Origin of the sequence: Citrobacter sp. Cpo126 (assembly GCF_030332445.1) — a bacterium.
Classification (GTDB): domain Bacteria; phylum Pseudomonadota; class Gammaproteobacteria; order Enterobacterales; family Enterobacteriaceae; genus Citrobacter; species Citrobacter portucalensis.
The window spans coordinates 398,322-419,500 of record NZ_JAOWHT010000036.1 but is presented as its reverse complement, the minus strand read 5'-3'; the positions used below and the strand labels follow the sequence as shown (position 1 = coordinate 419,500).

General features: G+C 51.6%; 18 protein-coding genes. 10 read left to right on the top strand and 8 right to left on the bottom strand.

Annotation, left to right across the window (positions count from 1 at the left end; genetic code table 11):
- Positions 1 to 25 precede the first annotated feature (25 nt).
- Genes iaaA through gsiD form a run of 5 tightly spaced genes read left to right on the top strand, consistent with a single transcriptional unit; the run spans position 26 to position 6,297 of the window.
- Positions 26 to 991, top strand: coding sequence for a beta-aspartyl-peptidase (iaaA, locus tag OGY17_RS16450; protein ID WP_003836974.1), 966 nt, complete (start codon positions 26 to 28; stop codon positions 989 to 991).
- Complete coding sequence (gene gsiA / locus OGY17_RS16445; RefSeq protein WP_032941808.1) at positions 978 to 2,849, top strand: glutathione ABC transporter ATP-binding protein GsiA; 1,872 nt, start codon at positions 978 to 980, stop codon at positions 2,847 to 2,849. The genes iaaA and gsiA overlap by 14 nt, the downstream gene beginning before the upstream one ends.
- Before the next feature lie 28 nt (positions 2,850 to 2,877).
- Positions 2,878 to 4,416 carry a glutathione ABC transporter substrate-binding protein GsiB gene (gene gsiB, locus OGY17_RS16440; protein ID WP_218659424.1) on the top strand — a complete coding sequence of 513 codons (1,539 nt, stop codon included), beginning with the start codon at positions 2,878 to 2,880 and terminating at the stop codon, positions 4,414 to 4,416.
- 46 nt (positions 4,417 to 4,462) lie between these two features.
- A complete protein-coding gene (gsiC, locus tag OGY17_RS16435) occupies positions 4,463 to 5,383 on the top strand; it encodes a glutathione ABC transporter permease GsiC (RefSeq protein WP_032942797.1) in 921 nt (306 codons plus the stop codon).
- A 2-nt stretch (positions 5,384 to 5,385) separates the two neighbouring features.
- Positions 5,386 to 6,297, top strand: a complete 912-nt coding sequence (gene gsiD / locus OGY17_RS16430; RefSeq protein ID WP_032942798.1) for a glutathione ABC transporter permease GsiD — start codon at positions 5,386 to 5,388, stop codon at positions 6,295 to 6,297.
- 92 nt (positions 6,298 to 6,389) lie between these two features.
- Here the strand turns inward: gsiD and rimO are convergent, their stop codons facing one another.
- On the bottom strand, positions 6,390 to 7,697 hold the full coding sequence (rimO, locus tag OGY17_RS16425) for a 30S ribosomal protein S12 methylthiotransferase RimO (protein ID WP_003831616.1): 1,308 nt from the start codon (positions 7,695 to 7,697) through the stop codon (positions 6,390 to 6,392).
- A gap of 468 nt (positions 7,698 to 8,165) precedes the next feature.
- Here rimO and glgP point away from each other — a divergent pair, with 468 nt between their 5' ends.
- Complete coding sequence (gene glgP / locus OGY17_RS16420) at positions 8,166 to 10,616, top strand: glycogen phosphorylase (protein WP_186413563.1); 2,451 nt, start codon at positions 8,166 to 8,168, stop codon at positions 10,614 to 10,616.
- 32 nt (positions 10,617 to 10,648) lie between these two features.
- Here glgP and OGY17_RS16415 read toward each other — a convergent pair whose 3' ends face one another.
- Positions 10,649 to 11,575, bottom strand: a complete 927-nt coding sequence (locus tag OGY17_RS16415; protein ID WP_032942801.1) for a LysR family transcriptional regulator — start codon at positions 11,573 to 11,575, stop codon at positions 10,649 to 10,651.
- A gap of 220 nt (positions 11,576 to 11,795) precedes the next feature.
- Here OGY17_RS16415 and bssR point away from each other — a divergent pair, with 220 nt between their 5' ends.
- Together bssR and OGY17_RS16405 are read left to right on the top strand one after the other, a co-directional pair.
- Positions 11,796 to 12,179 carry a biofilm formation regulator BssR gene (gene bssR / locus OGY17_RS16410; protein WP_008784229.1) on the top strand — a complete coding sequence of 128 codons (384 nt, stop codon included), beginning with the start codon at positions 11,796 to 11,798 and terminating at the stop codon, positions 12,177 to 12,179.
- A 102-nt stretch (positions 12,180 to 12,281) separates the two neighbouring features.
- Positions 12,282 to 13,379 carry a PQQ-dependent sugar dehydrogenase gene (locus OGY17_RS16405; protein WP_186413562.1) on the top strand — a complete coding sequence of 366 codons (1,098 nt, stop codon included), beginning with the start codon at positions 12,282 to 12,284 and terminating at the stop codon, positions 13,377 to 13,379.
- Between the two features lie 5 nt (positions 13,380 to 13,384).
- Here the strand turns inward: OGY17_RS16405 and OGY17_RS16400 are convergent, their stop codons facing one another.
- Complete coding sequence (locus OGY17_RS16400) at positions 13,385 to 14,011, bottom strand: glutathione S-transferase family protein (protein WP_003831628.1); 627 nt, start codon at positions 14,009 to 14,011, stop codon at positions 13,385 to 13,387.
- Positions 14,012 to 14,339: 328 nt separating this feature from the next.
- Between OGY17_RS16400 and dacC the strand changes: the two genes are divergently transcribed.
- A complete protein-coding gene (dacC, locus tag OGY17_RS16395) occupies positions 14,340 to 15,542 on the top strand; it encodes a serine-type D-Ala-D-Ala carboxypeptidase (protein ID WP_020996521.1) in 1,203 nt (400 codons plus the stop codon).
- 45 nt (positions 15,543 to 15,587) lie between these two features.
- On the opposite strand, the gene deoR is transcribed toward dacC, so the two are convergent.
- Positions 15,588 to 16,346 carry a DNA-binding transcriptional repressor DeoR gene (deoR, locus tag OGY17_RS16390; RefSeq protein WP_032942805.1) on the bottom strand — a complete coding sequence of 253 codons (759 nt, stop codon included), beginning with the start codon at positions 16,344 to 16,346 and terminating at the stop codon, positions 15,588 to 15,590.
- A 64-nt stretch (positions 16,347 to 16,410) separates the two neighbouring features.
- The gene (ybjG, locus tag OGY17_RS16385; RefSeq protein ID WP_003831635.1) at positions 16,411 to 17,019 is read right to left on the bottom strand and encodes an undecaprenyl-diphosphate phosphatase; all 609 of its coding nucleotides are present in this window, start codon (positions 17,017 to 17,019) and stop codon (positions 16,411 to 16,413) included.
- A 297-nt stretch (positions 17,020 to 17,316) separates the two neighbouring features.
- Here ybjG and OGY17_RS16380 point away from each other — a divergent pair, with 297 nt between their 5' ends.
- Positions 17,317 to 18,549, top strand: a complete 1,233-nt coding sequence (locus OGY17_RS16380; protein ID WP_008784235.1) for an MFS transporter — start codon at positions 17,317 to 17,319, stop codon at positions 18,547 to 18,549.
- Between the two features lie 217 nt (positions 18,550 to 18,766).
- Here OGY17_RS16380 and OGY17_RS16375 read toward each other — a convergent pair whose 3' ends face one another.
- The 3 genes from OGY17_RS16375 to OGY17_RS16365 form a co-directional block, all read right to left on the bottom strand.
- Positions 18,767 to 19,048, bottom strand: a complete 282-nt coding sequence (locus tag OGY17_RS16375) for a hypothetical protein (RefSeq protein WP_003831642.1) — start codon at positions 19,046 to 19,048, stop codon at positions 18,767 to 18,769.
- A gap of 107 nt (positions 19,049 to 19,155) precedes the next feature.
- Positions 19,156 to 19,971: a Cof-type HAD-IIB family hydrolase gene (locus OGY17_RS16370; protein WP_286607805.1), complete on the bottom strand. Its 816-nt coding sequence runs from the start codon at positions 19,969 to 19,971 to the stop codon at positions 19,156 to 19,158.
- Positions 19,971 to 21,179: an MFS transporter gene (locus tag OGY17_RS16365; protein ID WP_008784238.1), complete on the bottom strand. Its 1,209-nt coding sequence runs from the start codon at positions 21,177 to 21,179 to the stop codon at positions 19,971 to 19,973. Before OGY17_RS16365 ends, OGY17_RS16370 begins: the two co-directional genes overlap by 1 nt.

The window sequence follows — 21,179 nt, the reverse complement described above, 5'->3', positions numbered from 1 at the left end:
ACCTGCCACCTAATGGACGAAAAAAATGGGTAAAGCAGTCATTGCAATTCACGGCGGCGCAGGGGCTATCACCCGTTCGCAGCTGAGCCAGGAGCAAGAGTTGCGTTATATACAGGCGCTGTCGGATATCGTTGAAACCGGCCAGCGGATGCTTGAAGACGGTCGTAGCGCACTGGATGTGGTGACCGAAGCCGTGCGCTTACTGGAAGAGTGTCCGTTGTTTAATGCCGGAATTGGCGCGGTGTATACCCGTGATGAAACCCATGAACTGGATGCCTGCGTGATGGACGGTAACACGCTTAATGCGGGAGCCGTCGCCGGAGTCAGCCATTTACGCAATCCGATTCTTGCGGCGCGCCTGGTAATGGAACACAGCCCACACGTCATGATGATAGGTGAAGGGGCTGAAAACTTTGCCATTGCGCAGGGTATGGAGCGCGTATCAGCGGATATTTTCTCGACGCCAGAACGCTATGCTCAACTACTGGCGGCGCGAACAGCGGGTGAAACGGTACTGGACCATAGCGCGAGCCCGCTGGATGAAAACAACAAAATGGGTACCGTGGGGGCGGTCGCGTTAGATATGTTTGGCAATCTGGCGGCCGCAACATCGACCGGGGGGATGACCAACAAATTACCTGGGCGGGTGGGTGACAGTCCGTTGGTCGGCGCAGGCTGTTATGCCAATAACGCAAGTGTGGCAGTCTCCTGCACTGGAACCGGGGAAGTCTTTATTCGTGCGCTGGCGGCCTATGACATTGCGGCGTTGATGGACTATGGCGGCCTGAGTTTATCCGAAGCGTGTGAACGCGTAGTAATGGAAAAATTACCGGCGCTTGGCGGCAGTGGCGGTTTAATTGCTATCGATCATGAGGGCAACGTGGCCTTGCCGTTTAATAGCGAAGGCATGTACCGCGCCTGGGGATATGCAGGCGATACGCCAACCACCGGTATTTATCGGGAAAAAGGAGATAGCGTTGCCACACAGTGATGAGCTTGATGCCAGCGACGTGCTGGCAGTCAGCAATCTGAATATTGCCTTTGAACAGGAGCAGCAGCGTGTCAGCGCAGTGCGTAATCTGTCATTTCGCCTGAAGCGTGGCGAAACGCTGGCGATTGTTGGTGAGTCCGGTTCAGGAAAGTCGGTGACGGCCCTGTCGCTGATGCGTCTGATTGAACAAGCAGGCGGCGAGGTAAGCTGCGATGAAATGCTGCTGCGACGCCGCAACCGGCAGGTTATTGAGCTGGGTGAACAGAGCGCATCACAAATGCGTCACGTGCGCGGTGCGGATATCGCGATGATCTTCCAGGAGCCTATGACATCGCTCAATCCGGTGTTTACCGTGGGCGAGCAAATTGCTGAGTCTATACGCTTGCACCAGGGCGCCAGCCATGAAGAGGCGATGGTAGAAGCGAAGCGGATGCTCGATCAGGTGCGTATCCCCGAGGCGAAGGCGATTTTATCGCGTTATCCACACCAGCTTTCCGGCGGTATGCGCCAGCGGGTGATGATTGCCATGGCACTGTCGTGTCGCCCTGCGGTTTTAATTGCCGATGAGCCGACGACCGCGCTGGATGTCACCATTCAGGCGCAGATCCTGCAACTGATAAAAGTGTTGCAGCAGGATATGTCGATGGGAGTGATCTTCATTACCCACGATATGGGCGTTGTGGCGGATATTGCTGACCGCGTGCTGGTGATGTATCAGGGCGAGGCGGTAGAAACCGGCAGCGTTGAACAAATTTTTCACGCTCCCCAGCATCCCTATACCAAAGCGCTGTTGGCAGCCGTGCCGCAGCTTGGGGCGATGAACGGGCATGAGCTTCCGCGCCGTTTCCCGCTCATTTCATTGCACGATCCCAGTCATGTCGAACCGCAAACCGAGCAGGACACCGTGGTTGAAGGCGAGCCTATCCTACGGGTACGCAATCTGGTGACGCGTTTTCCTCTGCGCAGCGGTATTCTAAATCGCGTGACTCGCGAGGTGCATGCAGTGGAAAACGTCAGCTTTGACCTGTGGCCGGGAGAAACGCTCTCACTGGTGGGGGAGTCGGGCTGCGGGAAATCCACCACCGGGCGGGCGCTGCTGCGCCTGGTTGAGTCTCAGCGTGGGGAAATCATTTTCAACGGACAGCGTATTGATACCCTTGCTGCCAGCAAGTTGCAGCCGCTGCGTCGGGATATTCAGTTTATCTTCCAGGATCCGTATGCTTCGCTCGATCCGCGCCAGACCGTGGGATATTCCATTCTGGAGCCGCTACGGGTACATGGGTTATTGCAGGGCGATGCGGGGTCAAAACGGGTTGCATGGTTGTTGGAACGTGTAGGCTTGCTACCTGAGCATGCCTGGCGCTATCCGCACGAGTTTTCCGGCGGTCAGCGTCAGCGTATCTGTATTGCACGGGCATTGGCGCTCAATCCCAAAGTGATTATTGCCGATGAATCTGTCTCGGCGCTGGATGTTTCAATTCGTGGGCAAATCATCAACCTGATGCTCGACCTGCAGCGAGAATTGGGGATCGCATATCTGTTTATTTCCCACGATATGGCGGTAGTGGAACGGATCAGTCACCGTGTGGCGGTAATGTATCTGGGGCAGATCGTTGAGATAGGCACTCGTCGGGCGGTGTTTGAAAATCCGCAACATCCGTACACTCGCAAGCTGATGGCGGCGGTTCCGGTCGCCGATCCATCCCATCACCGTCCCCAGCGCGTGCTGTTGTCGGACGATATCCCCAGCAATATTCGTAAACGTGGCGAAGAGATTTCCCCCGTATCACTCCAGTTAGTTGGTCCGGGGCATTATGTTGCGCGTCCGCTACCAGAAAATGCGCTTTCGCGTTTATAACAGGCAGGCAGGGTTTAAGGAGAATAACATGACAAAAATTGTTGCTCGAAAATGGCTGGTTGCTGTGGGAGTGGTCTCTGCACTGGCCGCATCGCCTGGCTGGGCCGCCAAAGATGTAGTGGTAGCCGTGGGGTCCAATTTCACGACGCTCGACCCCTATGACGCGAATGACACGTTGTCGCAGGCGGTAGCGAAGTCGTTTTATCAGGGGTTGTTTGGCCTTGATAAAGAGATGAAACTGAAAAATGTGCTCGCGGAGAGTTATACGGTTTCTGATGATGGGCTGACCTATACCCTTAAGCTGCGCCAGGGCGTGAAGTTTCAGGATGGAACCGACTTCAATGCCGATGCGGTAAAAGCTAACCTCGATCGGGCCAGTAACCCGGAAAACCATCTGAAACGTTACAACCTGTATAAGAATATCGATAAAACCGAAGTCGTCGATCCGTCGACGGTGAAGATTACGCTGAAACAGCCGTTCTCTGCCTTTATCAATATTCTGGCGCACCCGGCAACGGCGATGATTTCTCCCGCCGCGCTGGAGAAATACGGTAAGGAGATCGGTTTCCATCCTGTGGGGACCGGGCCGTACCAGCTTGATACCTGGAATCAGACGGATTTTGTGAAGGTTAAGAAGTTCGCGGGCTACTGGCAGCAAGGGCTGCCAAAGCTGGATACGATTACCTGGCGTCCGGTGACCGACAACAACACGCGTGCGGCCATGCTGCAAACTGGGGAAGCGCAGTTTGCCTTCCCGATCCCATACGAGCAGGCGTCGCTGTTGGCGAAGAACAAAAACCTGGAACTGGTGGCCAGTCCGTCTATTATGCAGCGTTACATCAGCATGAACGTCACGCAAAAACCGTTCGACAACCCGAAGGTGCGTGAAGCGCTGAATTATGCCATCAACCGCCAGGCGCTGGTGAAAGTGGCTTTTGCTGGTTACGCAACGCCGGCAACCGGCGTTCTCCCCCCGTCGATAGCCTATGCACAAAGCTATACGCCATGGCCATACGACCCGGCGAAAGCGCGCGAACTGCTGAAAGAAGCAGGTTATCCGAACGGCTTTACCACTACGCTATGGTCATCGCATAACCACAGTACCGCGCAGAAAGTGCTGCAATTTACCCAGCAGCAGCTGGCGCAGGTGGGCATTAAGGCTCAGGTTACAGCGATGGATGCCGGTCAGCGCGCCGCGGAAGTTGAAGGGAAAGCGCAGAAAGAGAGCGGGGTACGGATGTTCTACACCGGCTGGTCTGCTTCTACGGGCGAAGCTGACTGGGCGCTGTCACCGCTGTTTGCATCACAAAACTGGCCGCCGACACTCTTTAATACGGCGTTCTACAGCAATAAACAGGTGGACAGTGATTTAGCGGCAGCCTTGCTAACTAACGATCCGGCGCAGAAAGCGAAGCTGTACAAAGACGCGCAGGATATTATCTGGAAAGAGTCGCCGTGGATCCCGCTGGTGGTGGAAAAACTGATTTCGGCGCACAGTACCCGGTTGACCGGGTTCTGGATTATGCCGGATACCGGATTTAGTTTTGATGATGCGGATTTAAAATAAGCTATGCATTCGGCCCCTTAGCACAGGGGCCGACGAAGGGAGCCTGATGCTTAACTATGTTTTCAAGCGCCTGCTGGGGTTGATTCCAACTCTGTTGATTGTTGCGGTGCTGGTATTTTTATTTGTTCACCTGCTACCCGGCGATCCGGCCCGGCTGATTGCCGGACCGGAAGCTGACGCCGAGGTTATTGAACTGGTGCGCAAGCAGCTGGGTCTGGACCAGCCGCTGCATGTTCAGTTCTGGCATTACATGACCAACGTGTTGCAAGGCGATTTTGGCACCTCGATGGTTTCTCGTCGCCCGGTATCTGAAGAGATAGCCAGTCGTTTTATGCCATCACTATGGCTGACTATTGCCAGTATGGCGTGGGCGGTATTGTTTGGTATGACGGCGGGGATCATTGCTGCCGTATGGCGCAATCGTTGGCCGGACAGATTAAGCATGACGCTGGCGGTCACCGGGATCTCGTTCCCGGCGTTTGCGCTTGGCATGCTGCTGATGCAGATATTCTCCGTTGAGCTCGGTTGGTTGCCTACCGTGGGCGCAGACACCTGGCTGCACTACATCCTCCCGTCTATTACGCTGGGCGCGGCGGTGGCTGCGGTGTTAGCCCGATTTACTCGCGCCTCGTTTGTTGATGTGCTTAGCGAAGATTATATGCGCACCGCGCGGGCTAAAGGGGTGAGTGAAACCTGGGTGGTGTTAAAACATGGTCTGCGTAATGCGATGATCCCGGTGGTCACCATGATGGGACTACAGTTTGGCTTTTTGCTTGGTGGATCAATCGTGGTTGAGAAGGTGTTCAACTGGCCCGGGCTTGGGCGACTGTTGGTGGACTCCGTCGAAATGCGCGACTACCCGGTGATTCAGGCCGAGGTACTGTTGTTTTCTCTGGAATTTATTCTTATTAACTTAGTGGTGGATGTGCTCTACGCTGCCATTAATCCGGCTATCAGGTACAAGTAAGGATGCGATTTTTTAACTGGCGCCGACAGGCGATTTTAAATGCGATGCCCCTTGTTAAGCCAGAGCAGATACGCACACCGTGGCATGAGTTCTGGCGTCGGTTCCGTCGACAGCACATGGCGATGGTCGCTGGGCTGTTTGTATTGCTCCTGATCGTGGTAGCGATTTTTGCCCGCTGGCTGACGCCATTTGATGCCGAGAATTACTTCGATTATGACCGTTTGAATGATGGGCCGTCGATGCTGCACTGGTTTGGCGTTGACTCACTGGGACGGGATATCTTTAGCCGCGTGCTGGTTGGTGCGCAAATCTCGCTGGCGGCAGGAGTCTTTGCCGTATTTATTGGCGCGGCGATTGGTACTGTACTGGGGCTGCTGGCGGGATACTACGAAGGCTGGTGGGATCGACTGATCATGCGAATCTGCGATGTGCTGTTCGCCTTTCCGGGGATATTGCTGGCGATAGCCGTGGTCGCCGTGCTGGGCAGCGGTATTGCTAACGTGATCATTGCCGTAGCCATTTTCTCCATTCCAGCCTTCGCGCGCCTGGTGCGTGGGAATACGCTGGTGCTGAAGCAACAGACGTTTATTGAGTCTGCGCGCAGTATTGGTGCCAGCGATGCGACCATCATCTTCAACCATATTCTGCCTGGAACGGTCTCATCGATCGTGGTCTTTTTTACCATGCGAATTGGCACGTCGATCATCTCTGCCGCAAGCCTGTCATTTCTGGGATTAGGCGCACAGCCGCCGACGCCGGAGTGGGGGGCAATGCTTAATGAAGCGCGCGCTGATATGGTGATCGCGCCGCACGTGGCGATTTTCCCGGCGGTAGCGATATTCCTGACGGTGCTGGCGTTTAACTTACTGGGAGATGGTCTGCGCGACGCGCTGGACCCGAAGATAAAAGGATAAACCGTAGGCCTGATAAGACGCTTCAGCGTCGCCATCAGGCATTGCCGGATGCGGCATAAATGCCTTATCCGGCCTACGTTGGGTTACGCTAATTAAACGCGGGTGCCCCACAGATCGTATTCATCTGCGTTTTCGACCTTCACGCGGATGATATCGCCAGGTTTCACCTTGGTTTCACCATTCAGGTATACCGCGCCGTCGATTTCTGGAGCATCAGCCATGCTACGACCAATTGCGCCTTCTTCGTCAACTTCATCAACGATAACCAGAATCTCGCGGCCCACTTTCTCCTGCAAACGTTCAGCAGAGATCTGCTGCTGCAATTGCATAAAGCGGTTCCAGCGTTCTTCTTTCACCTCTTCCGGGATTTGATCCGGCAGGTCATTAGCGCCAGCGCCTTCTACCGGGCTGTATTTAAAGCAGCCCACGCGATCCAGACGCGCTTCCTTCAGGAAGTCGAGTAACATCTGGAAGTCTTCTTCCGTTTCACCCGGGAAACCAACAATGAAAGTGGATCGCAACGTCAGTTCAGGGCAGATTTCACGCCACTGCTTGATGCGCGCCAGCTGCCTGTCCACGGAGCCCGGGCGTTTCATCAGTTTAAGAATACGCGGGCTGGCATGCTGTAACGGGATGTCCAGATACGGCAGGATTTTGCCTTCCGCCATCAGCGGGATCACATCATCAACGTGCGGGTAAGGGTAGACGTAATGCAGACGCGTCCAGATCCCCAGTTTTGATAACTGTTCGCACAGATCAACCATGCTGGTTTTGACCGGCTCGCCGTTATGGAAACCGGTACGATGCTTCACATCTACACCGTACGCAGAGGTATCCTGAGAGATTACCAGAATCTCTTTCACGCCCGCATCGACCAGACGCTTGGCTTCGCTAAGGACGTCGCCAATCGGACGGCTCACCAGATCGCCGCGCATGGATGGAATAATGCAGAACGTGCAGCGGTGGTTACAGCCCTCGGAAATCTTCAGATAGGCGTAATGGCGAGGAGTCAGCTTAACGCCCTGCTCAGGAACCAGACTCTGGAACGGGTTGTGTTTTGGTTTTGGCACATAGTGGTGAACGTGCTCCAGAACCTGTTCATAGCTATGCGGCCCGGTGATTTCCAGTACCTTCGGGTGGACTTCACGGATCTGATCGACTTTCGCGCCCAGACAGCCGGTGACGATCACCTTACCGTTCTCGTTCAGCGCTTCGCCAATTGCTTCCAGGGACTCCTGAACCGCACTGTCGATAAAGCCGCAGGTATTAACGATAACCATATCCGCGTCGTCGTAGCTTGGCACAACATCATAGCCTTCGGTACGAAGTTCGGTCAGGATGCGCTCAGAATCGACGAGGTTTTTCGGACAACCTAGTGATATAAAACCAATTTTTGCCATTTTCTTATACTGTACATTGCTCGTAATCGGGGGATTATACAGATGCCTTCACGGTACATCTATATCTGATCAGCATAAGACGGAGAGAATAAAGAGCGATACCTATAAAGAGTAGATCGGTCAGTGAAAGGTGTTTAGTGAGTCTAATTCCGGCTTTAAGTGCCGCTTCTTGGCTATAGACAGTCATTATCGTAAATTTTATCTCGTCGAGCGTTACTAATGAGGTTAAATTTGAAAGATATTGTTTTGAAGTCGAAACTTGAAATGGCTAAAACTCTTTATGCTAATGGTGTGAGTTTATATTATATCTCACTTGCCACAGGCTTAAGTTGGCGTGTATTAATGACAGAATTAACGTTCATCGCCAGTCATGAAAATATTCGACAAAAAGCTAACGCTCACGTACCCAAACTTTAAATAATTCACCTGTCTATTACCATCCTACAAAATTTGAAAGGTAACGTTAATATGTATATTTCGCCACTTCCGGTCGCCACGGACTCTGATGTTGATAAACTTAGAGATGATATTGCTAATAAACTTTTATTCACTATTGGCAAAGATCCCGCAATCGCCACGAAACGGGAGTGGCTTAATGCGACGTTATATGCGGTACGCGATCGGATGGTCGAGCGCTGGCACCGTTCTAATCGGGCGCAATTCTCTCAGGATGCGCGCCAGGTATATTATCTGTCGATGGAATTTTTAATTGGTCGTACGCTATCCAATGCATTGCTCTCTTTAGGTATTTATGACGAAGTCAGAAGCGCGCTGGAGGCAATGGGGCTTGAACTGGAAGAACTGATTGACGAAGAAAACGATCCCGGATTAGGTAATGGTGGTCTCGGTCGTCTGGCGGCCTGCTTCCTTGATTCACTGGCGACGCTTGGGTTGCCGGGATGTGGATACGGTATTCGTTATAACTACGGTATGTTCAAACAAAATATCGTTAACGGTGTACAAAAAGAGTCGCTCGATTATTGGCTGGAATACGGTAATCCCTGGGAGTTTAAACGTCATAATACGCATTATAAAGTACGTTTTGGCGGGCGTGTTCAACAGGAAGGGAATAAAACCCGCTGGCTTGAAACCGAGGATATTCTGGCCGTGGCACATGATCAAATTATTTCAGGTTATGCGACGGACACGACTAATACGTTACGCTTGTGGAACGTGCAGGTGAATAGCGAAGTTAATGCGGGCAAACTGAATCAGCAGGCCGACTTTGCTACTGAAGTGGAAAACAAATACCACTTCGATCGTATCTCGCGGGTTTTGTACCCTGATGATTCCACCGATGCGGGGCGTGAATTGCGTTTACGCCAGGCCTATTTCCTGGCCTCGGCGACGATCCAGGATATTCTGAGTCGTCATTATCAGTTGCACAAAACATACGACAATCTGGCCGATAAAATTGCGATTCACCTTAATGATACGCATCCGGTACTGGCGATCCCTGAGTTGATGCGTTTATTGGTTGATCATCATCAGTTTAGCTGGGATAACGCGTTTGACGTGACCTGTCAGATTTTTTCTTATACCAACCATACGTTGATGAGTGAGGCGCTGGAGACCTGGCCAGTAGAAATGCTAAGTCGAATTTTGCCGCGCCATTTGCAGATTATTTTTGAGATTAACGATCGTTTTCTGAAGACATTACAGGAACGTTATCGTAATGACAGCGATCTACTAAAACGTGTGTCGTTAATTGATGAGTCCAATGGTCGTGTGGTGCGTATGGCCTGGCTGGCGGTAGTTGTCAGTCATAAGGTAAACGGCGTGTCGGCATTGCACTCAAAACTGATGACCGAATCACTGTTTGCAGACTTCGCGCGTATATTTCCCTTGCGTTTCACCAACGTAACCAATGGTGTGACTGCGCGTCGTTGGTTGGCGCTGGCGAATCCACCGCTTGCCAAAGTGCTGGACGAAAATATCGGTGACAGCTGGCGGACTAAATTAATGCAGTTGGGCGAGCTGAAGCAGTTTATAGATTATCCGTCGGTGAATGAGGCTGTGCATCGTGCGAAACGTGAAAATAAGCAGCGGCTGGCGCACCATATTGCCACCCACTATGGCGTGGTGGTGAATCCTGATGCGCTGTTTGATGTGCAGGTGAAACGCATCCACGAGTACAAGCGGCAACTCATGAATGTGCTCCACGTTATTACACGCTATAACCGGATTAAAGCCGCGCCGGATACCAACTGGGTACCGCGAGTGAATATCTTTGCCGGAAAAGCAGCCTCCTCTTATCACATGGCAAAACAAATTATTCGCTTGATTAACGATGTGGCGCAGTTAGTCAATAACGATCCGCAGATTGGCGGCAAACTGAAAGTAGTATTTATTCCGGATTACAGCGTCAGTCTCGCTCAGCTAATTATTCCGGCAGCCGATCTGTCAGAGCAAATTTCCCTGGCCGGGACGGAAGCCTCCGGGACCAGCAATATGAAATTCGGTATGAATGGTGCGCTCACTATCGGTACGCTCGACGGTGCGAATATCGAAATGCGCGAATACGTTGGGGAAGATAACATCTTTATCTTTGGCAATACGGCTAATCAGGTTGAAACTCTGCGACGTGATGGCTATGACCCGAGGCACATCTTTGAAAAGGATGAGGAACTTCATCAGGTGCTGACGCAAATCGGTACAGGGGTGTTCAGTCCGCAGGAGCCAGGGCGTTATAGAGACGTGTTGGATTCATTGATTAACTTCGGCGACTACTATCAGGTATTGGCAGATTATCGCAGCTATGTAGATTGTCAGGATGCGGTGGACGAGTTGTATCGAACTCCCCGGGAGTGGACGACAAAAACCATGCATAATATTGCTAATATGGGGTATTTCTCGTCGGACAGAACGGTTCAGGAATATGCCGACCATATCTGGCGCATAGCAAAAATACGCGTGTAGCCAGTATTTCTAACGCTCAGCCTCTCTGGTTTTCATAACAGGGAGGCTGTTTGCAAATCAGCCAGAATAGGTGAGAGGATTTTGTGGGTATTGCTTTCTTTGCGCGATGAGGCAAACACGCTAAATTGTGGCAAGGGAAACGGAGTGTTTATTTTTTTTAGTCCATACAGCTGAGCGTGTGTTTCAAATACCTTTTCCGGGATCACCCCTAAACAATGGGTATTGGACACAATCGTCAGAATCGCCGTAAACGATGAGGTAAGCAGGCAGCGTTCTCCGGTTCTGAATTTTTTATCCACAATACTGCGATGATAAATGATTTTCTCATTCTTAGTATTGTAACCGACCAGGTTAGCGTTTCTGAATTGCGCTTCACTGATGGTGTTACCATATAAAGAATTATTCTGCGAGGCCGCCAGTACCAGGCGCATATCGCATATTTTCTGGCATGAAAGACTTGCTGACTCTACGGCAAAGGTAGAAAAAACGGCATCTGCCTGACGCATATTCAGCAGTTCAATAATACTCTGTTCATTCAGGTCGGCGGTAAGGTGCAGGAGGCTGATATCGGCGTCAGTCTCGATTATTCTGGCGGTGACATCTGGAATAACGATAGGGGAAATAAAAGATTCCGTATAAAGCGTTAACCTTTTTTTGGCGGCAGGCGTGGAAAGCGGCATCAGCGTTGATAGCTTATCGATAATTGGGATTGTATTATCATACAGTTCATCAGAATAGACTGTCGGTAACAGTGCATTCCCGCTACGGACAAAAAGATTATCACCCATCATTTCGCGCAGTTTTCTTAATGACTGGCTGACGGCGGAAGGTGAGATGTTCAGCATGTCAGCGACTCTGGAAATGCTACCCACGCTATAGATCAAACAGAAAATGGTCAGCAGATTGAGATCTATTTTTGATAGTGTGCGTATTTTTTCTGCATCATTTGCTTTCGACATAGACCCCTCATCATCAACACCATGGCAGTAACCACATCAGGTATAGCAAAAAAAGTCAGGCGAGTCAGACACAGAGCGCCTTCGATAAGCGTACAGAATGAAGTTGTAACATTGTAAATTATGTTAATCAATTGGGCTTTATTGATGTAGGACATCTATTTGTTCAAAAAACAACCATACTATTAAGTTGCACCATAGTTGGAAAGAGGAGGAACAAAGTATGGTTGTTGACAGACTGAGAACCGATCTTCTCAACAAATTGATAAACGCCCGTATCGAACTTGCCGCTTATCTGCAGTTGAGAAAAGCGAAAGGCTACATGTCAGTTAGCGAGAGCGATCGCCTGCGTGATGTTTTTTTTGCACTGAATCGCGAATTGCACGAGCAATCACAGCTTCACGGTATGCATCTTGATCAGGAAGAGTGGAATGCCCTTCATCGTGCTGAAGGGGCGTTAGCCGCCGCCGCTGTTTGTCTTATGAGTGGACATCACGATTGTCCAACGTTTATCGCCGTTAACGCAGAGAAACTGGAAAACTGCCTGACAACGCTGACGCTAAGTATCCAGAGTTTGCAATCTTACCCAACACTGGAACACGTCTGAATCAGGGGGAGGGCGCTCCCCCTTTTCGTCAAGGTTATGTAAATGTAGCGGGATAATTCCCCTTGCTGGCTACGCTTTATGCAGAGCCATTAAGGAGGTGTTATGCGTCGACTCTTTCTCTGTGCTATTCCACTTGCGCTATTTTCCACTTATGCCGCCGCGGTAAAAGTGGAAGTGCTGCAAACTAAACTCGATCACCCATGGTCACTGGCTTTTTTACCCGATAACCGCGGTATGCTCATTACGCTCAAAGGTGGACAGCTTCGACTCTGGCAGCCTGATAAAGGGCTTTCCGACCCGCTGATCGGCGTACCCAAAGTTTGGGCAAATGGTCAGGGAGGACTGCTTGATGTGGCGTTAGCACCGGATTTTGCACAATCTCGCCGGGTATGGCTAAGCTTCGCTGAAGCCGACCGCGAAGGCAAAGCGGGCACTGCGGTAGGCTACGGGCGATTGAGTGACGATCTCAAACATCTGCAAGGATTTCAGACCGTTTTTCGCCAACAGCCAAAGCTTTCCACCGGGAACCATTTTGGTGGACGTCTGGTATTTGATGGTAACGGTTATCTGTTTATTGGCCTGGGGGAGAATAATCAACGCGCTACCGCCCAGGACCTGGATAAATTGCAGGGCAAATTAGTCCGACTGACCGACGAGGGAAAAATTCCGCCGGATAATCCGTTTGTGAACATGGCGGGAGCGCGGGCAGAGATTTGGTCGTATGGCATCCGCAACCCGCAGGGGATGGCGATGAATCCGTGGAGTGATGTGCTGTGGCTCAATGAGCATGGTCCACGCGGAGGCGATGAAATCAATATCCCCGAGAAAGGGAAAAACTACGGCTGGCCTATCGCGACCTGGGGTGTTAACTACAGTGGTTTGAAAATTCCCGAAGCAAAAGGTCAAATTGTTGCTGGCACGGAACAACCCATCTTTTACTGGGAAAAGTCGCCGGCGGTTAGTGGTATGGCTTTTTACAATAGCGATACCTTCCCGCAGTGGCGGCAGAAGTTGTTCATCGGCGCGTTGAAAGATAAAGAAGTGATCGTGCTGAGCATTAAGGGGAATACGGTCACTGAGGATGGTCGTCTGTTGCAGGAAAGGGGGCAGCGGATCCGTGATGTGCGCGTCGGACCAGACGGTTATTTGTACGTGTTAACCGACGAGTCCGACGGGGAATTACTGAAAGTGAGTCCCTGATTTGGTTAGCTGACCGGGATCATCACGATTTTTTGAAACGCCGGTCGCTCGGTCAGTTGTTGATACCAGCGTTCCAGATGCGGGCGCGGGGTCCAGCTCAGACCAACGTTGAACAGGTTATAGATGAACGGTGCAACAGCGATATCCGCCGTGCCAAATTCAGCCCCGGAGAACCATGGCTGGTCTGCCAGCGCGTTATCCAGAATGGCAAACAGGTTATCGCAAACTTGCTTACTTGCCTCAATGGCCGCCATATCGCGCTGATCGGCAGGTGTTCTGACCAGACCAAATAAGATAACCCGATGCGCAGGGCTTAGCGTCTGATTTGCCCAGTCCATCCATTTTTCACCGACTGCGCGCGCGGCCGGGGCGTCAATCCACAAACGTTTTTGTCCGTACTGAGCGGCCAGATAGCGGACAATGGTATTGGATTCCCACAGAACAACGTCTGTTTCATCATCGCGTAGCAGCGGGACCAGTCCGTTCGGGTTCAGTGCCAGATAGTCGGCATCGCGGTTACCGCCATGCTGCCCGCCCGCCAGAATTTGGTTATACGGCAGTTCCAGTTCCTCGAGCGTCCACAATACTTTTTTTACGTTGGTCGAGTTATTGCGACCCCACAGTGTAATCATAGTAACCCCGCAAATTAATTGAGCAGCTTTATGGCTGCAGATGCCATCTGACTAGCTCACATGGTGGGGTAAACCTAATATTTACGCAACAAAGTCTAAAAAAATCGTGCCAGGAGCAGCGCACCGCGGCGTTATTGCATAAACTTTAAAAACTTTACCAACTTACGGTTTCTTTAAGCTCGTTAGTGCGTTATTACTCACCGCACTTATTTTACACGTCATCCATCAGACTTTTTCTGCATGGGTTGGTCGAGGTCGCTTGGCCGGTTTTGTGTAAACACGGTGTGGTATGACGTGGTTTTTTGGAATGGATACTCGGGTGGCATTTATGACGCAATACTTCTCTTCACTTCGCAGCTTTGCTGCAGGTTCTGCACTCTTAATCCTTTTGGCGCCGACCGTACAGGCGGCGGAGCAACCGACGGCCCCGCCGAGCGTGGACGCGCGTGCGTGGATTCTGATGGATTACGCCAGTGGTAAGGTGCTGGCGGAAGGTAATGCTGATGAGAAACTGGATCCTGCCAGTCTGACCAAAATCATGACCAGCTATGTGGTTGGGCAGGCGCTGAAGGCCGGAAAAATTAACCTCAACGACATGGTCACCGTGGGCAAAGACGCCTGGGCGACCGGTAATCCAGCCCTGCGCGGTTCGTCGGTCATGTTCCTCAAGCCCGGCGATCAGGTCGCGGTATCCGATCTGAATAAAGGCGTTATCATTCAGTCAGGTAACGATGCCTGTATTGCACTCGCTGATTACGTTGCCGGTAGCCAGGAATCCTTTATTGGTCTGATGAACGGCTATGCGAAAAAACTGGGGCTGACCAACACGACTTTCCAGACGGTACACGGCCTGGATGCGGCAGGACAGTTCAGTACCGCGCGTGATATGGCGTTGCTCGGGAAGGCGTTAATCCACGATGTGCCGGAAGAGTACGCTATTCACAAAGAGAAAGAATTTACCTTCAATAAAATACGTCAACCGAACCGCAACCGTCTGTTGTGGAGCACCAACCTGAACGTGGACGGTATGAAAACCGGGACCACTGCCGGGGCGGGATACAACCTGGTGGCCTCTGCGACCCAGGGCGATATGCGCCTGATCTCCGTGGTGCTGGGAGCAAAAACCGACCGCATTCGTTTCAATGAGTCAGAAAAACTGCTGACCTGGGGTTTCCGCTTCTTTGAAACCGTTACGCCGATCAAGCCGGACGCGACTTTCGTCACCCAGCGCGTCTGGTTTGGCGATAAGAGTGAAGTGAATTTGGGCGCCGGAGAAGGGGGTTCTGTGACCATTCCGCGTGGACAGCTCAAAAACCTGAAGGCCAGCTTTACCCTGACTGAACCACAGCTAACTGCACCGCTGAAGAAAGGTCAGGTTGTGGGCACTATCGACTTCCAGTTGAACGGAAAATCCATTGAGCAGCGTCCGTTGATGGTGATGGAAGATGTGGAAGAGGGTGGTTTCTTTAGCCGCATGTGGGACTTTGTGATGATGAAATTCCACCAGTGGTTTGGTGGTTGGTTCTCTTAATCTTATCTATTGCCGGATGGCGCAATCGCCGTCCGGCAGTATCTGTTAGTACTTCAGCGTGATACGTTGTGCTTTAGCGTACTCAACAAATGCCTCGTCAGGACGGCTGTCGCTGATGATGGTATCAAAGCGTTTTAATTCCCCCATCCTCGCAGGTCGCACCTTGCCAAACTTGCTGTGATCGACCACCAAAACGTGATGCTGCGCCATCGACATCGCCCAGTGCTTCACCGGCAGTTCTTCCAGATTAAAACAGGTCGCGCCTTTTTCGATGTGAACACCTGCAGCGGAATAAAAGGCGATATCCGGACAGAGGTTGTTCAGCGTTTCCTGGAAATCGAGCGGTTTAAAAATCGCGTTACTGGCATGGAATTCACCACCACACAGAATGACGCGGCACTGCGGTTTTTCCTGCAGCACCAGAAACGTATTCAACGAGTAGCAGATTGCAGTGAAGGGCAGTTCATTGTCGATCGCTTCAATGATCCACGGCGTGGTCGTACCGCAATCGAAAAAGATGGTCTGATGCGCCTGCACGAGACTCGCCGCCTGCTGGGCAGCGCGACGCTTTTCATCAACCAGACGGGATTTTTGATCGCTGATTAAATAGTGGTTAGCGCTGCGGGGTTCCAGAACAATATAGCCCCCGAGCAGCACGACGGGAGCATCATGATTATTCAGGTCGCGACGAATGGTCATCTCAGATACGCCCAGCAACGTCGCGGCTTCTTTGAGGTGTAATTTATCGCTGCGTTTCAGCGCCTGCAGTAATTGACCAATACGCTCGTCGCGTCGAGTTTCCATAGTTCCCCTGGAGAATAGAATAAGTGCTTAGTTTCGCGCTTAATACTACTCTTTTTACCGCGGGTTAGTCACGTACCCAACCTTTACGGATGGGGAGAGCGAAGCAGGTGCGATAGCACGTCTGCAGGCCGAGGTACAAGGTTGTGCCGAACCGTTGCCAGATCATCTGGGCGCTCAGACAGCCGATCAACCCGGCCAGTAATCCGCCCAGCATATCCAGCGGCCAGTGAACGCCAAGGTAAACACGTGACCAGGCAATCGCCACGGCGACAACCATCAGCAGAGCACCCGTCCACAAGCGATGCCAGAACAGGAAGGCCAGAGCAAAGGTAAAGATAACCGTACCGTGGTCGCTTGGGAAAGAGTCATCTGCCGCATGGTGCAGGAAGTTATAGCCGATGTGGTTAACGAACGGACGATCGTGGGGGAAAAGATGCCCCATCAGCCAAGAAATCGTCAGACCGACTACCAACGCAATGGCCATTTTGATGACCAACTGGCGCTGGAGCGTAACTTGACCACGAGGTCCCCAAAGCCAGAGCACAACGGCTAACAGCGGCACAATGCTGATCAGATCTTTGGCAATGAAAATGGCGAGCGAAATTGCCCATTGCGCAGAGTCGGGTGTTGCATTGATCAAGTAAAAAAGCGAATTGTTCAGATTTTCCAGCATAACGTCCAGACTCAGTGTAATCGTTAAATAGACCCATTTGGGGAGAGCATAAAATTGCTTCCACGGGATAAAAAGCGGTCTTGTCTTATTTGCCTGTTAAATGACGATTTTTAAGACAATTAATGAGACTTATTGAGCATGATAGCGGTCTCAACTTAAATTAACCTTAAAGCAAAATGTTCTTGAGCAAATGAGTGTAAAAATGTGCGCATTTTGCTTTCAAATCACATAATTCACTATCACCAGTACGGCGCATTTATTACACTTTGCGCGATTTTTCTATAGTTAAGAGATTGCATGCAGAACCGTTTATCTTCAGGCGTCCGTTTGGGGCGTCAGGCATTACTTTTCCCGCTCTGTCTGGTGCTTTACGAATTCTCCACTTATATCGGCAACGATATGATCCAGCCCGGAATGTTGGCGGTGGTGGCGCAATATAATGCCGGATTAGATTGGGTACCTACGTCCATGACCGCCTATCTGGCAGGCGGCATGTTTTTGCAGTGGTTGTTAGGACCGCTGTCGGACCGTATTGGTCGTCGTCCGGTAATGTTAACCGGTGTGATCTGGTTCATCGTTACCTGCCTTGCAACCCTGCTTGCACAGAATATTGAGCAATTTACCTTCCTGCGTTTTTTACAGGGGATAAGCCTGTGCTTTATTGGTGCAGTGGGTTACGCCGCCATTCAGGAATCCTTTGAAGAAGCGGTCTGCATAAAAATTACCGCGCTGATGGCAAACGTGGCGCTGATTGCGCCACTGCTGGGTCCGTTGGTAGGCGCAGCCTGGGTACATGTTCTGCCGTGGGAAGGGATGTTTATCCTGTTTGCTGCTCTGGCAGCCATCTCCTTTTTTGGTCTGCAACGCGCGATGCCGGAAACGGCAACCCGGCTTGGTGAAAAGCTGTCCATTAAAGAGTTGGGCAAGGATTATAAGCTGGTGCTGAGGAACGTGCGCTTCGTTGCAGGCGCACTGGCGTTGGGTTTTGTCAGCCTGCCGTTACTGGCGTGGATTGCGCAGTCCCCGATTATTATCATCAGTGGTGAACATCTCAGCAGCTACGAATATGGTCTGTTGCAGGTGCCGATTTTTGGCGCGTTGATTGCCGGTAACCTGGTGCTGGCGCGTCTGACTTCGCGAAAAACCGTGCGTTCGCTAATTATCATGGGCGGCTGGCCAATCGCCGTTGGCCTGATTATTGCTGCTGCGGCCACGGTAGTGTCATCTCATGCATATCTATGGATGACGGCAGGTTTGAGTATCTATGCGTTTGGCATTGGCGTGGCGAATGCGGGGCTGGTGCGCCTGACGCTGTTTGCCAGCGAAATGAGTAAGGGTACTGTTTCTGCCGCAATGGGTATGTTGCAGATGCTGATTTTTACCGTCGGTATTGAGTTGAGCAAACACGCGTATCTGCTGGGAGGGAACGGCTTGTTCAGCTTGTTCAATCTGGCAAGCGGCGTACTGTGGCTGATTCTGATGGTTATCTTCCTGAAAGATAAACGGGTAGGGAATTCCCGGGAAGGTTAAGGCCCGGTTGTCCGCAATCCAGCGCAGATAAGCATAATGACGCCGATAAATTCATCATTATGTTGATAATAGAATCACGCTGTAGGCCGGATAAGCGAAGCGCCATCCGGCGGCCTGTAGCAAATTGCCGGATGGCGGCGTAAACGCCTTATCCGGCCTACCGCTCACCAAAGATCTTAACTGACCAGTATTACGGTTGTCTGGGCCTGGCGATAACTTAGTGGTGGTCGTCAATCTGATGTTCGATAACCATCCCTTCACCGACGCTTGCCACATGTCGCGCATAAGGATGTGCGCGATAGACAGGGGCCGGAGCAGGCGCTGGAGCAACATATACCGTTTGTGGTGCGGTCGTTACGCTGACTGCCTGCGGGACGCTGACGGAAGAGGGCACTACCACCACTTTATAACCGCTGGGGACATCAACGGTAACGCTCTGTGCAAATGTTGTCCCCGCAAAGCCCAGCAACAATGTCGCCATCAGTACACTTTTCTTCATGATCCGCTCGCCTGAAATATTCACTGGAAGTAATAATCCAGCGGGTTAATTTGAGGCGGATTATGAATAGATCATGCCATCATTTTGTTGCCGTCTGTGCTGAGCCGTTAATACGTAAACGGTGCTTCATTCTTTAACACGCGATCGATAACATCCAGCACGCCCTCTTCGTTGTTCGAGCCTGCACGATATTTTGCCGCCTGGACAACCGGTTCGTGAGCGTTGGCCATTGCGAAACTAAATCCCGCCTGACGCAGCATCTCAATATCATTTCCGCCATCGCCAAACACAACAACCTCGTCGTCGCTAATATTCCAGCGTTGTTGCAGCAGGCGCAGACCGTTAGCCTTATGCACGCCGGGAATTATTAAGTCGATGCTGCCGTAGCCGGTATGCACCGGTACCATAATATCGCCAATCGCCTCGTGGAGATCGGCCTGTACCTGTGGAATTCGGTCGTCGGAAATATTCAGCCCGAACTTGAAGAAAACGTCGTTAAGATTGTCAAAATTATCTACAAACTCGAGACGATGATAGTACATGGCGGAAACGTTCTTATGCTCATCGCTGTACTGCTTCAACGTATAGGCGCTGTTTTTACCACAGGCAATAATGTCGATATCGGCGCGGGTCAGTAGATGATCCACGATGGCATGGAAATCGTCTTTAGCCAGTTCGCCGTTAAAAACATCTTCTCCTTCACTGACCACCCAACCGCCGTTTTCGGCGACAAATGAGATTTCATTGGCCAGTTCGGGGAAAAAGGAAATCAACTGATAATATTGGTTACCGCTGGCGACCACAAAGCGGATCCCTTGTTCTTTTATCTGGCGGTATTGCGCCATAAAACGCTCGCGGTTATAGGTTTTTTGGTCGCTTAAAAATGTGCCGTCCATGTCGACCGCAATTAATTTGATACTCATTAGCTGTTCTCCATCACCGTAGTATTTTTGAGATCCGGTTTCGCTACCGCTTTCGCGACGACGGCGGCGACAAGCACCAGCGCCAGCACCACCAACATAGCGCTGCGCAGGCCATAGTGTTCACCCAGATAGCCCAGAAGCGGCGGTCCAACAAGGAACGCCAGGTAACCGGTGGTCGCCACGACGCTGACGCGGGTCGGGGCATCGGGGCCGGTGTCGCTGGCGGCTGAAATGGTCAGCGGGAAACCGAGCGATGCGCCGAGTCCCCACAGAATAACGGACACACCCGCCACCCAGGAGCTGTCGACAAAAATAATCAGGCTAATCCCGAGAGCGCCCATCAGCGCACTGGCGCGCACCACCGCAACGCGGCTGTAACGGTCGATGAACCAGCCACCGGTAAATCGCCCAACGGTCATACCCAGCGTAAAACCGGCATAAATCAGCGAGCCTGATGTCGGGCTAAATCCATGTCCGTCCACCATTAACAGTGGAAGCCAGTCGTTGGCGGAACCTTCAGCAAATGCCATCGCCAGCACTACAACGCCGATCAGCAATAGCTGGATATCACGATAAAAAGGCAGTCCTTTTTCACCGGAGTGAGAACCGTCAGCGGCATTTTTGCCCGTGCCGTCAGGAATAGCTTTGATGGCGATGAAAATAGGTGTGATAGCAACCATTGCAGCCAAAAGAATATGCGCGGTAGCCGGGACGCTGAAGGCGGTAAGCATCATTCCAACTCCAGCCCCTGCCAACGTTCCCAGGCTGTAAAAACCGTGCATCATCGGCAGCACGGTTTTGTTCATTTCGCGCTCAACTGCCGCACCTTCGACGTTGATGGCAACTTCTGCCGCGCCAAAGCTGGCGCCAAATACGCTCAGGCCAAACGCGAAAAGCCATGCGGAATGCAGCCAGAGCGCTACGCTGAGGATCGCCATTCCGAGGACTGCACAAGACATGGTGGTGCGGATGACCTTACGCGTGCCAAATCGTTTCACCAGCCAGGCCGAACAAAGTATGCCACTCATCGAACCAATAGAGAGCCCAAACAACACTGCACCCATTTCGGCAGTGGAGATGGAGAGGATATCTCTGATGGCAGGGGTACGCGTTGCCCAGGAGGCCATTAATAATCCTGGTAAAAAGAAGAACGTGAACAGCGCCCAGGTGCGACGTCTTAAGGCTTTGCGTGATGAGATGCCAGTCAT

Excerpts from the sequence above, each read along its gene's own strand:
- iaaA (WP_003836974.1), top strand. The coding sequence starts at position 26 with ATGGGTAAAGCAGTCATTGCAATTCACGGCGGCGCAGGGGCTATCACC.
- gsiB (WP_218659424.1), top strand. The coding sequence starts at position 2,878 with ATGACAAAAATTGTTGCTCGAAAATGGCTGGTTGCTGTGGGAGTGGTC.
- gsiC (WP_032942797.1), top strand. The coding sequence starts at position 4,463 with ATGCTTAACTATGTTTTCAAGCGCCTGCTGGGGTTGATTCCAACTCTG.
- gsiD (WP_032942798.1), top strand. The coding sequence starts at position 5,386 with ATGCGATTTTTTAACTGGCGCCGACAGGCGATTTTAAATGCGATGCCC.
- rimO (WP_003831616.1), bottom strand. The coding sequence starts at position 7,697 with ATGGCAAAAATTGGTTTTATATCACTAGGTTGTCCGAAAAACCTCGTC.
- glgP (WP_186413563.1), top strand. The coding sequence starts at position 8,166 with ATGTATATTTCGCCACTTCCGGTCGCCACGGACTCTGATGTTGATAAA.
- OGY17_RS16415 (WP_032942801.1), bottom strand. The coding sequence starts at position 11,575 with ATGTCGAAAGCAAATGATGCAGAAAAAATACGCACACTATCAAAAATA.
- bssR (WP_008784229.1), top strand. The coding sequence starts at position 11,796 with ATGGTTGTTGACAGACTGAGAACCGATCTTCTCAACAAATTGATAAAC.
- OGY17_RS16405 (WP_186413562.1), top strand. The coding sequence starts at position 12,282 with ATGCGTCGACTCTTTCTCTGTGCTATTCCACTTGCGCTATTTTCCACT.
- OGY17_RS16400 (WP_003831628.1), bottom strand. The coding sequence starts at position 14,011 with ATGATTACACTGTGGGGTCGCAATAACTCGACCAACGTAAAAAAAGTA.
- dacC (WP_020996521.1), top strand. The coding sequence starts at position 14,340 with ATGACGCAATACTTCTCTTCACTTCGCAGCTTTGCTGCAGGTTCTGCA.
- deoR (WP_032942805.1), bottom strand. The coding sequence starts at position 16,346 with ATGGAAACTCGACGCGACGAGCGTATTGGTCAATTACTGCAGGCGCTG.
- ybjG (WP_003831635.1), bottom strand. The coding sequence starts at position 17,019 with ATGCTGGAAAATCTGAACAATTCGCTTTTTTACTTGATCAATGCAACA.
- OGY17_RS16380 (WP_008784235.1), top strand. The coding sequence starts at position 17,317 with ATGCAGAACCGTTTATCTTCAGGCGTCCGTTTGGGGCGTCAGGCATTA.
- OGY17_RS16375 (WP_003831642.1), bottom strand. The coding sequence starts at position 19,048 with ATGAAGAAAAGTGTACTGATGGCGACATTGTTGCTGGGCTTTGCGGGG.
- OGY17_RS16370 (WP_286607805.1), bottom strand. The coding sequence starts at position 19,971 with ATGAGTATCAAATTAATTGCGGTCGACATGGACGGCACATTTTTAAGC.
- OGY17_RS16365 (WP_008784238.1), bottom strand. The coding sequence starts at position 21,179 with ATGACTGGCATCTCATCACGCAAAGCCTTAAGACGTCGCACCTGGGCG.